Annotated in this window: 9 protein-coding genes and 3 pseudogenes; 8 read left to right on the top strand and 4 right to left on the bottom strand. The window is 54.3% G+C overall.

Annotated elements, in window-relative coordinates; all coding sequences use genetic code 11:
- The first annotated feature begins 5 nt into the window (after positions 1-5).
- Positions 6-1,294: pseudogene (locus tag NPS58_RS10825) on the top strand (ISL3-like element ISPpu12 family transposase).
- 807 nt (positions 1,295-2,101) lie between these two features.
- Here NPS58_RS10825 and NPS58_RS10820 read toward each other — a convergent pair.
- The gene (locus NPS58_RS10820) at positions 2,102-2,404 is read right to left on the bottom strand and encodes a hypothetical protein (protein WP_274115409.1); all 303 of its coding nucleotides are present in this window, start codon (positions 2,402-2,404) and stop codon (positions 2,102-2,104) included.
- Positions 2,405-3,078: 674 nt separating this feature from the next.
- Positions 3,079-4,215, bottom strand: coding sequence for a competence protein CoiA (locus NPS58_RS10815; protein ID WP_274115408.1), 1,137 nt, complete (start codon positions 4,213-4,215; stop codon positions 3,079-3,081).
- Positions 4,216-4,606: 391 nt separating this feature from the next.
- Between NPS58_RS10815 and NPS58_RS10810 the strand changes: the two genes are divergently transcribed.
- Complete coding sequence (locus NPS58_RS10810) at positions 4,607-6,877, top strand: hypothetical protein (RefSeq protein WP_274115407.1); 2,271 nt, start codon at positions 4,607-4,609, stop codon at positions 6,875-6,877.
- Positions 6,878-7,407: 530 nt separating this feature from the next.
- On the opposite strand, the gene NPS58_RS10805 is transcribed toward NPS58_RS10810, so the two are convergent.
- Positions 7,408-7,791, bottom strand: coding sequence for a hypothetical protein (locus NPS58_RS10805; protein ID WP_274115406.1), 384 nt, complete (start codon positions 7,789-7,791; stop codon positions 7,408-7,410).
- A 215-nt stretch (positions 7,792-8,006) separates the two neighbouring features.
- Between NPS58_RS10805 and hdhA the strand changes: the two genes are divergently transcribed.
- The 6 genes and pseudogenes from hdhA to NPS58_RS29590 all read left to right on the top strand — a co-directional run bounded on the left by hdhA (position 8,007) and on the right by NPS58_RS29590 (position 13,603).
- Complete coding sequence (gene hdhA, locus NPS58_RS10800; RefSeq protein WP_274115405.1) at positions 8,007-8,774, top strand: 7-alpha-hydroxysteroid dehydrogenase; 768 nt, start codon at positions 8,007-8,009, stop codon at positions 8,772-8,774.
- Between the two features lie 62 nt (positions 8,775-8,836).
- The gene (locus tag NPS58_RS10795) at positions 8,837-9,637 is read left to right on the top strand and encodes an SDR family oxidoreductase (protein WP_274115404.1); all 801 of its coding nucleotides are present in this window, start codon (positions 8,837-8,839) and stop codon (positions 9,635-9,637) included.
- Positions 9,638-10,151: 514 nt separating this feature from the next.
- Complete coding sequence (locus NPS58_RS10790; RefSeq protein WP_274115403.1) at positions 10,152-11,396, top strand: alginate export family protein; 1,245 nt, start codon at positions 10,152-10,154, stop codon at positions 11,394-11,396.
- Positions 11,397-11,417: 21 nt separating this feature from the next.
- A complete protein-coding gene (locus NPS58_RS10785) occupies positions 11,418-11,879 on the top strand; it encodes a hypothetical protein (RefSeq protein WP_274115402.1) in 462 nt (153 codons plus the stop codon).
- A gap of 56 nt (positions 11,880-11,935) precedes the next feature.
- A pseudogene (locus NPS58_RS10780) lies at positions 11,936-13,243 on the top strand (serine hydrolase domain-containing protein); the annotation flags it as partial.
- Positions 13,232-13,603, top strand: coding sequence for an META domain-containing protein (locus tag NPS58_RS29590; protein WP_425313076.1), 372 nt, complete (start codon positions 13,232-13,234; stop codon positions 13,601-13,603). The pseudogene NPS58_RS10780 and the gene NPS58_RS29590, both read left to right, overlap by 12 nt.
- Before the next feature lie 185 nt (positions 13,604-13,788).
- Here the strand turns inward: NPS58_RS29590 and NPS58_RS10775 are convergent.
- Positions 13,789-14,115, bottom strand: a pseudogene (locus NPS58_RS10775) (recombinase family protein); the annotation flags it as partial.
- Positions 14,116-14,565 lie beyond the last annotated feature (450 nt).

The following is a 14,565-nucleotide window of genomic DNA, read 5'->3' as shown; positions in this document are numbered from 1 at the left end:
ACACCATGACTGAACTTCCCGACAACATCCTTCACCTGCCGCAATACCAAGTACTGGGCTGCAAATCAACCGACGACGAAATGCACTTCCAGGTGGACGTGCCCGATCCCATCGCCTGCGAGGAATGCGGCGTGCAGGGTGAGTTCGTACGGTTCGGCAAGCGTGACGTTCCCTATCGTGATCTGCCCATCCACGGCAAGCGGGTCACTCTCTGGGTGGTCCGCCGCCGATACACCTGCCGGGCCTGCAAGACAACATTCAGGCCCCAGCTACCGGAGATGGTGGACGGATTCCGTATGACACTGCGGCTGCATGAGTACGTGGAGAAGGAATCCTTCAACCACCCCTACACCTTTGTGGCGGCACAGACCGGCCTGGACGAGAAGACGGTGCGCGACATCTTCAACGCCCGCGCCGAGTTCCTGGGGCGCTGGCACCGCTTCGAGACGCCCCGCATCCTGGGCATTGACGAGCTATACCTGAACAAGCGCTACCGCTGCATTCTGACCAACATTGAGGAGCGAACCCTGCTCGACCTGCTGGCCACCCGCCGCCAGGACGTGGTGACCAACTACCTGATGAAGCTGAAAGACCGGCAGAAGGTCGAGATCGTCAGCATGGACATGTGGAACCCCTACCGGGCAGCGGTCAAGGCTGTGCTGCCCCAGGCCCGTATCGTGGTCGATAAGTTCCATGTGGTGCGCATGGCCAACGATGCCCTAGAGAGAGTGCGCAAGGGCCTCAGAAAGGAGCTGAAACCGTCCCAGAGCCGGACTCTCAAGGGAGACCGGAAAATCCTGCTGAAACGCGCTCACGAAGTCTCAGACCGGGAGCGCCTCATCATGGAGACCTGGACAGGCGCGTTCCCGCAACTGCTGGCCGCCTACGAGCACAAGGAGCGCTTCTACGGCATCTGGGACGCCACCACACGGCTCCAGGCAGAAGCCGCCCTGGACGAGTGGATAGCCACCATCCCGAAGGGCCAAAAGGAAGTCTGGAGCGATCTGGTCAGGGCAGTGGGAAACTGGCGCGAAGAGACCATGACCTACTTCGAGACGGACATGCCCGTCACCAACGCTTACACGGAGTCCATCAACCGACTGGCCAAGGACAAGAACCGTGAAGGGCGCGGTTACTCCTTCGAGGTGATGCTGGCACGAATGCTCTACACCACGAAGCACAAGAAGAAGGCACCGACTGCGAAGGTCTCTCCTTTCTACAAGAAAACCATCGGTTACGGACTGCCGGCTTCGCAGAGGAACTCAACTACGGAGTCGATCTATCAACCATCTGAGGGTGGTATCAGATTGATGGGGTGAAGGTGCCCCATCAACCATTAAATCCGTATACCCACTTTTTCGAGCGCCATGTTGTCAGTGAATTTTCGCCGGCTTCAGCATAGGTAGGTTTGTTGCGGCGGTTGTCCGTTAGATGTCCACATTAACCATTGTAAGGGCTAATTCCGGCTGGGATAGATCGTAAGCAAATTTTGAGCGGATGCCAGTCTGCAGGTGTCTATCTCAGTGGTTTTGAAGGGTTTTACTTTTTCGAGCGCCATGTTGTCAGTGAATTTTCGCCGGCTTCAGCATAGGTAGGTTTGTTGCGGCGGTTGTCAGCTAGATGTCCACATTAACCATTGTAAGGGCTAATTCCGGCTGGGATAGATCGTAAGCCAATTTTGAGCGGATGCCAGTCTGCAGGTGTCTATCTCAGTGGTTTTGAAGGGTTTTACTTTTTCGAGCGCCATGTTGTCAGTGAATTTTCGCCGGCTTCAGCATAGGTAGGTTTGTTGCGGCGGTTGTCCGTTAGATGTCCACATTAACTATTGTAAGGGCTAATTCCGGCTGGGATAGATCGTAAGCAAATTTTGAGCGGATGCCAGTCTGCAAGCGTCTATCTCAGTGGCTTTGAAGGATTTTACTTTTTCGAGCGCCATGTTGTCAGTGAATTTTCGCCGGCTTCAGCATAGGTAGGTTTGTTGCGGCGGTTGTCCGTTAGATGTTCACATTAACCATTGTCAGGGATAATTCAGGCTGGGATAAATAGTGAGTAAAAACCTGCTTGGATGACAGCGTGCAAGCGTCTATTCAATCTACCCATTCTACTCACTGCCAAAAAACTCATTCTTAGCGATCAAACCCAAATGCTCATTACTGTTGGTCACTTGGTCATCAAATATATTCTCGATCCGTCGCTCCTGTTTGAGATAAGCAATCGTTTTGAAGAAGCAGTACTCACAGAGATGCACCTCATAACGCTCACCATCGTGCTTAGCGCCATAACCCCAGCGTGCCTCCAGACATCCGTATTGAAGACCACCACTTTCATGCAGAGTGGAGCTATCGCATACATCACACAAAACATCGGTGACGGTCTCAACTTCGATACGCCCACGAATCTTCATCGCTGCTCTCCAAAAAAAGATTTTTACCGCATACTACCCGAGACTACATCTGTCAGTTATGCGCTCCCTTATACCGTTTTTATCGCTTGCCACTTTTCTCGTCAAGATTGCTAACGACCTATCCCAGCCGAAGCTACCCCTGAAAGTGGTTAAAGTGAACATCTAACGGACAACCGCCGCAACGAACCTACCTATTCCGGTTGGAGTGGGGCACCAGTAATACCTCCTTGGATAGTGAGGGTGTAATTCATCAAGGCCATTGAAATAGACGCCTGCACGCGGTCGTCCACTCAAAGAAACTGCTCACGATCCACACCTATACAAGGCCGACCGCTGATGGAGGTTAAGGTGGACAGATATTTGACGAATGACCAACCTAATTGCCCTATCTGTGAACGGCAAACAGAAACCGTCGCGAATCCTACCCATCACGGCGGCTTAGGAACCTCACCCGATGCCCAGCACTGCTTTACCTACCGGTGTCTGCCGCGCCAACCCACCGCGTACGAGCATAAAGGTCAGGGAATTCGCTAGCCCACCTAGCCTCGGTTTGGGAGCGTAGTTGATCTGCTAGAGTAGGCACCGTGCGAATAACTACCTGTCACCGATAGCAGTCGATCATGGCCGTCCGAAATCGGCCAGAAGCGGACAGAAAGATCGACTCTAAATACAAGCTACTGAGGAAGGGAAGACGTCGCATGCCCTTTAATCGCCCTTGTCGGTGGGGCATATCCGTGGCTTGTTCCCAAGCACTTCAGGCTTTCGCGCATCGGTGTGATGAACTGTTCTTGCCATTGTCGCTTTGACCATACCGTCTCATCATAGGGCGCTGGCTTGGCAAGCATCCAAGCCGCCTCTACATCCAAAACTGGGCGGGCATCCACGTTTGCAGTAATAGGCACGGGGCACGAAGTAAGGTTAGATCCTTTCGGAGGAAAGGCTTCCATGATCCTGCCACAAGCCATATTAGGGCATGAATAGCGTTGGACAAATATGGTCCCATTGCGTCCATATACGCGATCAGGGTACGTCTCCATCCCCAGCGGCAACTTGTATTTCACTCCAGCCGCTTTAAGCACACCCCAATAACGCCGAAAGTAGTTCGTTGCACTAGTTAAGGTGAGTGATTTCCCTTTACGCTTGGCAGAAGTACGGCTGACGGAGACGTAGAGCGGATCTAGATCTCCACGAATCCGATTTGGTAGAAGAACTACTCCAACAGGGAGGAGCCAAGGCTCACCGCACTTGCAGTCAACCAGCACGGCGATTGGACGGGCCGGCGTTTTGGCTATGTCTGTCCGGTCATCAAAAAATGCGATTCCCGAGCACACGGCCTGAGCAATATCGGCAGCCTCAGACTCCGAATCAGCCTCGAACACCGGGTTCGATTGCAGTAGATCGACGCCAAGGTGACCAGTGCTGGCACCTTTGCCAAAAATCCAAAGGGTTGGAACCCCAGACTCAGATCGTTGGTGCGTGCGTTCATAGGTTAGCTGGGCGCTTTGCTTAGTAAGCTGTACCTCGATAGCCAGGGCTGGGCCCAAGGCTGACTCGCCCACCAACACATCTGCGCGCCAGTCATCCTGGCCTGCCTCAAGCTCTGCCGGGATACCCAGCTCTAGGAGGCGAGCATAGATCGCCAGCTTCCGGACTGCATGAGCGGGGCTTTCCTTGCTCGCATAGCCCTCAGGGGCCTCTCTGGGGAAGTGCGAGAAAAAACGGGTAATTCCGCCTTTCCAGCGGACGGTTTTAGCAATGGCCGGTAGCTCGGTGTCGGCCATCAATACCCTGCGTTCCTTGCTGAGTTTCACTAGGGCACTCCACTCATCGTTAGAGAGGAATGCACCGACCACGCGCTTGCCATCCACTAATGCTGTACAGGCCATCCCGCCTCAATCCTCATCCTAGAGCTTGGGAATAAATCGTCCCTGGTTGTGCAGATACCCTCAAATCGTCGCATACTAAACAACTGCATGGCCAGCCGCTTTTGGCCGTTTTCTGCCCATTCGCTTCGACGGCTTTCGGCCAGAACCGGTCATTCAGACAGGATCATTCCGAGGCTCGGCACACCAGCCTACTGGTTTCAGAATGGTTCAGAAAAGCCTAAACTCGGACCGAACGGTCTGATCAATATTCAGGCTAGGTGTGTCTGTGATCCGAACGGCGTACTTCGAGCGGATTCGATAAAACATAAGGAAGTTGATGACGGCACATAAATTCATGGAGGAAGTGTATTTGAAACAGAATTTCGATCGTCCTCTTTTGGCTTACGCTTACCTAGCTCAATCGGGTGCTCAAGGCGACATCGTCAGCGGTTTGGTGCCGATAGTCACACCTATCGCTCGGGCAAGGGCCGGCTGCAAATTCGATGCGAAGGAGCTTTCGGTAGAACTTGAAAAACTTTACGGGATCGATGTCCACCCTTGGGTTGTAGAAGATTTGATCCCTAGGCTAGCGGAAGCCGGCATCATTGTCGCTCAGCTTGTGGGCAAACACGCCGCAACCTACTTCTACGCCGAAGCGTTCGAGAGTGATCCCGGGGAAGTAGCTGAGAAAGAGATTCGTGATGTTGCCAGTACTTTCCTAGAATACTATAAGAGGGCTGCAGGGTCAGACACCGTTGACGATCAAGACGTCGAACAAAGATTCCTCAGTCAGTTAACCTCTTTGGATTTCCACATCGCAATCGTTAGGCCCCAAAGAGCCGCCACTACGGATAGAACGCTCACTTTAAAAAGAAATGGCCATGCGGACTGGGAAGGAGTTTCCGAGGACCGGCAGATTGACCTACAAGCGGACAATAGAATTAAACTGTTAAGCGCCGCTTTCATCTTGGACATGAAGCGAACCGACCCTGCCAAGTTTGACATCCTTGCGCGAATAGCGACAGGGGCTGTGGTAGCTGAATATATATTAAACCTTCGCGCCCCTGGCGGCCTGCAATCTCTCGCTGGAATTAGATTCTACCTTGACGGCCCTCTCGTAATGTCTTATCTGGACCTTACGGATGAAACAGCGCATGCTCATGCCAAAAGGCTTATCCAGCTTCTGTTAGAAAAAGGTGCATCGCTAGTAATCTTTGATCATCACGTACAGGAGATTAGGGACAACCTAAAAGCAGCAATAAATAAAGCCAATGATGGAAACGGTCACAGGGCTACGTTCAGACGCTTGCGTCAGAATACGTTCCGACATCACGTAGAAGGGCTGCTTAGTGATCTAGATGCCCATTTGAAACGTGAGAGGATCTACCCCGTTGCGGCCTCGACTGGTAATCAATATTTTACGGCCGAGCAGGAGCAAGCCTTGATCTCTCGCTTGGGACAATATTCTCCCCAAGCTCGCGAAAAGGACGCTGCCGCAGTTGCGGGCGTCATGCGCTTACGGAAAGGTATGAAGGCAGGCCGGAGTGAGTTCCATAAATGCCAGCACATCTTCGTCACCGAGAACGGGAGAGTCGCTAGAAATTCTACTGAGTTTATTCAAAGCGAGCGCATTTACCGGAATAACGAAATTCCCGCGGCCGTGACAGATAGATATTTGGCTGGATTGATGCTGGTTTTGTTTGGCGGAGCTGCTACTTCTGAATTGGCTCATCTTAAACTCATTGCGAATTGCGCCTCTGCATTAGAACCAAGTCAAGACTTACTCGGCAGCATCACAACTTTTCTGGAAAGCACTGACTCGCACAAAGCCGAAACTTTCAAAGCGATGATGACTTCAGGTCGATCGGCTCAATACGTTTCGAAAATTATAGCAGAGGAGCGAATATTAATAAACTCCGTAGACGATGCGGAAAGAGTCTTGCAGCGACTGCACGACGACATGAGCTCCTCACTAGAAGAGGAATACAACAGCAGACTTCAAGCGACTGAACAACACTACAACGCATTAGTAGAAGAGAGGGATCAACGCCTTAATAATCTGCATCAAGATATTCAGAATCAACAACTGCAAATGAATGAAGCACTTGCGGCCGCCGCTATCAAAGAGCGCGAAATGAGCGAACAGGTAAGCTCCCTCTTGTCTGGTTTGGATAAGGTCAGGCGCGAGCGGGAGGCCGATGCGCAGCGCGACAGACAAAAAGCAAAGGAAGCAATCAAGAGGTTGATGGACAAAAGCACAGATAGATACGCTAACTTCTCTCGCAGGGCCGGTTGGTGTTTGGCGTCATTGCTCGGAGTACTTTGCACCACGGCCTCGTGGATGGCGTTTTTCGTGAAAGAGGATGCGCATCAGATCATACTGGCCGCTTGCCTAGGCCTGTTGACAGCGCTCTCGATGCTACTAGGAGGCCGACCTTTTGATCCCTTGCTTGCTCGAAGTCGCCGCCGGCACTTCGAGCAAGCCACTCGGAACAATCCGCTTATCGAAGAGCATCTTGACCTCTTCTCGCTGGACTTAGATGCCGGCACGGTCACCGAACGCACCGACCTTGAGGAACCCGACCCGAAGATGACCATTGATTATTGATGCGCAGTAAAATGACCCCCGCGGGCGATTTGCGACATTCGCAATCCTCCGCTTTTGGCCGATTGTTCCCGGTCATGGCCGAGCCTTCCATGCCTGGCCAAATTGACCATACCTATATTGTCGAGTGCGCGAATGCTAGGCTAAAAAATCATAATACCAACTCAAATTGGCTAGACGAATTTTGGCCACCTGTCGTTTTCAGAAGACAGCTGCACAAAATGTCAGAAGTCGTCATCACTGCTTTCTATAGCGATCTCGGGCTTTCATATCAATCTTGCTGGGCGGGATTAGTTGGGGTCAGGGATGTGGCAAAAAACAGCAAACTGAGAGGTAACGGTAGCACGTAAAGGCCACTTTGGTTGAAAAGGCGCATGTAAAAACCTCAAAGAACGAAATATGCCTTTCTGACGTTCGCGCTTGTTGAACCGATTAAAGAGTTTGAACAGTTGGGCAATCAATCGTATTGAATCGACCATGAAGTTCTCTGAGTCTTTCAGACGACGATCATGCAAATCGAATTTGGTTTCTGCCTAATCGCTTTTCGAGATCACACCAAGATACTTCAAGGTTGCGGCAGTGCCTTTTGCCAAGTCACCCGACGCTTGCCGCGTTGGCGAAAGGATTCCGTGTTCATCGCACTTCACCCATCCTTTTTCAACCAGCTTGGCAACCTTTCTGCGTACGGTTTCACGGGGAATATCTGCATACATAGCGACCGAGAGCGTATTGATGCCCGGTGTCGGGTTCGCCTCGGTAGGGGCGGGGTTTGCGGCCTTCGAGCCATTATGGCGCTCTGCAATGACCGCCATAATCAAGACCAGATCCAAATCGTTACCCAATTCGGCACGAAGTGTGATCAGCAGTTCCGAGAACGCACGTACGTGGGCCGGTATTCTATCATTTTTGCCGCTCATAAAAGCCCCATAAGTTGTTGAAAAGACGCCTTTCCGGGGCATCCAAGGTCAGAACATTACCCGAAATGGGGAATGCTGTCATTGCCAGTGGTCGGCGCTTCCTGCTTAGATGATGCCCTGTACCGCAGCGATTTAACTGCGCCAGCAACAGGAAACAAGAGGCAGGCTTTAGCACTTTTCAATACTTCAACTACCGTCTCGCAGGAGTAATCAGAATGTACAACCCAGCAGATTTTACGCTCAATAATCATGTCGCCGTCGTTACCGGCGCGGGCGCAGGAATAGGGCGTGCCATCGCCGAGACATTCGCCGCAGCAGGTGCAGCTGTGATGGTCAGTGATCTCGATTTGGATGCCGCCAATGTCGTCGTAAAGGAGATCGAAGCCAAGGGTGGCAAAGCAGCGGGCATGGCGTGCGACGTAACCAACGAAGACAATCTGGCCGCGCTGGTTAGCCAGACTGTAAACACATTCGGGAAACTGACCATCCTGGTCGGCAATGCCGGTGGCGGTGGCCCCAAACCCTTTGATATGCCAATGAAGGATTTTCGCTGGGCTTATGAGCTGAACGTGTTTTCCCTGTTCCGCCTGGCGCAGCTTGCCGCACCCGAAATGGAAAAGGCCGGTGGCGGTTCTATTCTCGCTATTACCTCAATGTCTGCCGAGAACAAGAACAAGCGTATGGCGTCTTACGCGTCTTCCAAAGCCGCGACCAGTCATCTGGTGCGCAATATTGCGTTTGATCTGGGGCCCATGGGCATCCGTGTAAACGGTGTCGCTCCCGGTGCTACCCGCACCGACGCGCTGAAATCCGTACTGAATGACGACATCGAAAAAACCATGCTGGCGCACACGCCAATCAAACGCCTCGGTGAACCCGATGACATGGCCAACGCAGCTCTGTTCCTCTGCTCACCCGCTGCAAGCTGGGTCAGCGGCCAGATCCTGACCGTTTCCGGCGGTGGTGTGCAGGAACTGGATTAACCCGAATTCTATCGCCCGCTCGGTGCGGGCAAACCTCAGACTGATTACCAGGAGTGAGTAACATGACTGACAAATTTGATGCTTTCGCTGATTTTCATATGAATGGCCACAACGTTGTCCTGACCGGCGGTGCACAGAATATCGGTGCTGGGATTGCGAAAACGCTGGCTGCTGCTGGCGCGAATGTGATGATCGCCGACCTGCAAGGTGACAAGGCGCAAGAAACCGCCAGGCAGATAGAAGCCGAAACCGGTGGCCGCTGCATCGGCATGGGGTGTGACGTTACCAAGGCCGAGGATATAGACGCGCTGGTCAAGGCGACGGTCGACGCCTTTGGCGGCATTTCGACCCTGGTCAACAACGTCGGTTGGGGCCCGCGCCACGACGATCCGCGCGCGATCACAGAAGAGGAACTGGTGAACGCCTACAAGCTGAATACGGTCAGCGCCTACCGGATGTCGATGGCCTGCCTGCCCCATCTGGAGAAGGCCGAAAATGCGAGCATTACCAACTCCGGGTCGTTTTCCTCAGTGGTTCCGGCCTATGACATTCTGGGCTATGGCACAGCCAAGGCCGCGCTGAACCAGATGATGATTTCGCTCGCCCACATGCTGGCTAAAAAGGTACGGGTAAACACCGTTCTGATCGGGACTGTGATGACCGAAGGATACGGCGATGCCGGGCTGGACGAGGCGATGCAGGAGCGGCTCAAGCATCCCGACAACCTGATCGGGCGCACGGGCCAGCCGCAGGATATCGCTAATGCGATGCTGTGGCTCACGTCACCGGCTGCCGGATGGGTCAGCGGGCAGATTGTGAAGGTTCACGGCGGCGGTTCGACCGTCCGGTTGTTTGGCGAATAAGGAGCCCTTCGCCAATGTACCGCGCAAGACACATCGTTGGAAGCCTTGCGCTGGCCCTCGCCTGCATCAGTGTGGGCGAGCCTTCGCTGGCCCAAACCGTGTCCCACAACGAATCGGTTGTGGGTCTTGCGGTTCAGGCCGAGGGGCGCCCTATTGCCCAGGTTGATGTGGTTCTTTCGCGCTCCAGCGGCAATACCTCCCGCGATGAAGCCATCGTTGCGCGTTTGAAGAACCTGCTTGCCCCGATGCAGGGGCAAGCATTCAGTCGAGCCTTGGTTGAATCCTCGCTCGGAGGTGCAAGATCACGTATTGGAGCAGGGCAAATCGGCTACCGCGTTCTGGACGCTCCAACCGTCGGTTCGGTTGTTTTGCGTATCGAGGTTGATACCTCATTGGATGCAGCCGGAGCGGAAGCGAACCGTCTCATGTTCCCTAACCTCTATCGCGATGACCGCTCTTACCTCACCGCGATGACCGCTCTTACCTCACCGCGATCCTCGGTGGCGGCTTCGGTGTGTATTCGGATGGCAACGCATGGTTCGGACGCCCGGATCTGTTTACCGAAGGTAACCCCCTTGCAGGCAACCTGCCCGGCAGACGTGCGAGTTGGGGCGAGAGCTACATCGAGGCGGGGCTCGGTGGTGCGACGCAGCTCAGTGACAATGCATGGTATGCCTTCAGCGCATTGACCGGCGTGACCTCATGGTCGCTTGGACAGGATATATTCCGCGATGACACACGAACCTTCTCCTCCGTCGAAAAAGCCTATGCCGGACTGCTGTATGTCGACCCCGGCACTGGAAACAAATTCAGCATCAGTGCCGGTCGTCAGAACGTGACCCTGAACGATGGCTTTCTTATCCATTTCGTTCGCGGCTCTGCCAATATCGGAGAACGAGGGGGAACCTATCTGGGGCCGCGCAACGCGAATGAATTTTCGGTAGATACGGATCTTACCCTTGGTGCATGGTCTTTCAAGGGGTTCTATATCGACCCGGATGAACTGCCCCTGGTCGACGGTAAATCAACCTTTGCAGGCTTGAACATTCGATATGCGTTCAGCCCCGATTTTTCGGCCGATGCCAGCTATATCACCATTCCCGAATCCGATTCGTTCTATTCCATACCAGGCGATGGCCGCCTGCCCCGCGAAGGGTTGCGAACCCTTGCCGGGCATGTGAATTGGAAGCGACCTCTTGGGATGGATGGGGTTTGGCTGGAAAGTGAGTTTGCTCAGCAATCCCACGAGCAGTTCAGCATGTCTGCGCGCGCGGGTTATGCACTGGTCGGATATCATTTCACTGAACTGCCCTGGTCGCCCAGCGTTTCTTACCGCTACGCTCATGCGTCCGGCGATGATCCGAACACCTCTCGTTACGAACGCTATGATCCGATGCTGTCCACCGGACTCGGCAACTGGTTGCAAGGCATCAATTTCGGCAAGATCACGTCAAATTCGAACCTTGCCGTTCACCGGGTGCAGTTGAATGTAGCGCCCCGGCAGGAACTTAACCTCACATTGGACTGGCATGGGCTGAGAGCATCCGAATTGAACAATCTTGGTGGCAATCCTGCGCTGTCGCAAATGACCTCCAGCGATATCGGAAACGAGATAACCGCCACCGCACGCTGGGCAATCTCGCGCAGCTGGTACTTTCAGGGCGTGGCGTCCTACGCCGAGCCAGGCAAGGCGCTGCGTAATATCGGGGCTGATGACGCCTGGACCACGCTTCAGGCAAATCTTTACTGGACTTTTTGACGCATTTCTAAAGGGAAAAACATGACACAGGTTAATACGGTTCCAACACTGACGAATGAGAAGATTCTGCAAGGTGCCATTCTGAACGGCGTTATTAACGCGGTTATCAACGGTGCGATTCAGCTTTATTTTCTTTGGGGCACGACAACCATCCCGCTTTCGGTAGACACCATCACCAACGAAAGCCATACGGTTTTGGGCTCGGCGGTTCCATTGGCTGTTTCTCTTGCGATGATTCTGACTGTCGTCGCCTACATGACCATGAAAGTGCCCAAGCAGCCCTTCTTCCCGTCAGTTTTGTGGCTAACCTTCAAACATGGCATGTTTGTGTTTGGCCTCTGCGTCACGGGAGCGGTGATCTGGCAAAGAACGATGGGGACGATGACAGTGTCCCTTGCGAGTGCGGTGATTGTGCTTGGCATACTCGCGGGGTTGGTGGCAGGCATCGTCAACTATATGACCATTCACGCCAGTCGCCTGTGATAATCCTTGAAAGTGCCTGTTTGAAACTCGACGGAAGAACGAAGAAGGAAAAGACGATGAAACCCATTATTAGTGCATGTCTCACTCTATCCGTGATCCTTGGAGGGTCTGCCATGGCGCAGGGTACAACTCCGCTATCAGCGCAAGAGTCCACCCCCGATGCACAGGGCTGGATGCAGGGTTTTCCACCAGCGGCGGGCAAGACGATTCGCTTTACTGATCCGGATTATTTTGCCTTTCCCAAACTGCGCTGGACGGTCTGTCATTTCCGCGAGCTGATGCCGTCTGTCGCGGTTCGCAATGGCACTCAGGGCGCCAGTGAGATGCCTGTTGAACTCGACGCTGGCCTGGATGCGGTCGAGTTTATGCCGCTGGGTGGCGGCGAGCCCATGACCTGGGGCGCCGCCTTCGATGCAAATTACACCGACGGTATTCTGGTCCTGCACAAAGGCCGCGTTGTCTATGAGCGTTACGATGGCTGTCTCGACGAAAACACATTGCACGGTGCCATGTCGGTCACCAAAAGCCTGACGGGCCTGATGGCCGAAGTGCTGGTGGCTGAAGGTAAGCTGGATGAAACTGGCCTGCTGCGTGACATAATTCCCGAGCTGGACCAAAGCGCATTCGGTGATGCCACTGTGCGTCAGGTGCTGGAGATGACCACGGCACTGGATTATTCGGAAGATTATTCCGACCCCGACGCCGAGGTATGGACATACGCCGAGGCTGGCAGCCCTTTGCCCAAGCCCAAAGGCTATGAGGGGCCGCGCAGCTATTTTGAGTACCTGCAGACTGTCCGCAAAGAGGGCAAGCATGGTGAGGCCTTTGGCTACAAGACCGTTAACGCAGATGCCGCCGGTTGGCTGGTTGCACGCACCACGGGCGTGTCTGTCGCCGACTATCTGTCAAACCGTATCTGGTCAAAGATCGGCGCGGAGCGCGAGGCGTTTTATACTGTCGACTCTATCGGCACGCCGTTCGCCGGCGGTGGCTTTAACGCGACGCTGCGTGATATGGCCCGTTTGGGTCAGCTCGTACTGAACGAGGGCGAATGGCAGGGCGAACAGATCATCCCCGCACAGGCCATTGACCGTATCCGTGAGGGCGGCAACAAGGATGCCTTTGCAAAGGCCGGGTACGACTTACTGGAAGGCTGGAGCTATCGCGGCATGTGGTGGGTCAGCCATGACGATCACGGATCCTTCGCCGCACGCGGTGTGCATGGCCAAACAGTGTGGGTTGATCCAACCGCCGACATGGTAATCGTACGGTTCGCCTCAAACCCGGTTGCCGGAAACGCCGCAAGCGATCCAACTTCCCTACCGGCCTACCGGGCTATCGCCGACTACCTCATGGCACAAGAAGAAGCCCCGCAGCTGATGGGTCGCGAATGGTTCATCGAGGATATCGCAGGCAAGGGTGTGGTCGACAACAGCCCGGCAAGCCTGTTGTTCATGCCGAATGGTCGTCTGGCCGGAAATGCGAGCTGTAACCGGTTGATGGCAAGCTACACACAGGACGGCGATGGCCTTTTGATAGGTGATGCAGGTGCCACAATGATGGCATGCCCCGAGGCTCTGATGAATCAAGAGCGTAGCCTGCTGGACTTGCTGTCCATGGTGGAACGCTATTCAATCGATGATACGGACGCTTTGGTTCTAACGACATCCGACGATGAGACGATCACCGCCCGCAGACAGCAATCTGATGGGGAGCGACCATGACATATGGTTAGTAAAAGGCAGGACATGAGCGACGATGGCACCACGCCTCCCGCCAAGAACCTCAGCCCCCAGAGTCTGCGATTGTCGAGGTCTTGTTGCTGCTTGCTTGGCCATTCTCAGCGTGGAGATAGTCCTAAGGTGCCAAGTCCGCCTGTGAACCGCTACCCGTTTCAGGTCGTCGCCAATTATACAGCTGAAGTGCGGGAGAGAAGCTTTACTCCGTCTGGCCGTAGTTCGCCGTTAGGAGATACATGCCGATAGAGCGTCTGTCGGGTAATCCCAAGTTCCTGGCACAAGTCGCCGACCTTGGTTTCCGGTTGCCCCATGCTGGCCATCGCCAGGCGCAACTTGGCAACCGTCATCTTGAACGGCCGGCCACCCTTTCGTCCGCGTGCCCGCGCTGACGCCAGCCCAGCTATGGTGCGTTCGGCGATCAGCTCGCGCTCGAATTCGGACAAAGCTGCAAAAATCCCGAACACCAACTTACCTGCCGCAGTTGTCGTGTCGATGGCCGCTCCATGGCCGGTTTCAGTGGGAAACATCACCGTACCGATGTTTTGCGTCGGCACTGCCTCCGATCATATTGCGCCGTGGCGCTCCGTTTACAAGCTGCATCTCCTGTCTTCAGCCGAACTGACTTTTGTATTGACCACCGGAGGGCACAACGGCGGCATCGTGAGCGAGCCTGGCCGAGGCAAGCGCCAGTATCAAATCCATACGCGCGCCGTGAATGAGGGGTACATGGCGCCGGACGAGTGGCAAGCCACTGCACAGACGCATCTAGATTCGTGGTGGCCGGCATGGTCAGCATGGCTTCGAGAGCGCTCTGGTGAAGGTGTTGCGCCTCCGCTCATGGGGGCCGAATCCCGTGGATATCCCACTATTTGCGACGCCCCGGGGAAATATGTACGCAGCTGAATACGCGCATACCGCGTCCGCTATTGCGACACGCTATGCGCAAT

Source organism: Pseudomonas putida (assembly GCF_028682455.1).
GTDB classification, from domain to species: Bacteria; Pseudomonadota; Gammaproteobacteria; order Pseudomonadales; family Pseudomonadaceae; genus Aquipseudomonas; species Aquipseudomonas putida_AA.
Note: the sequence above shows the minus strand (reverse complement) of the source record. Positions and strands in the feature narration are given on the sequence as shown.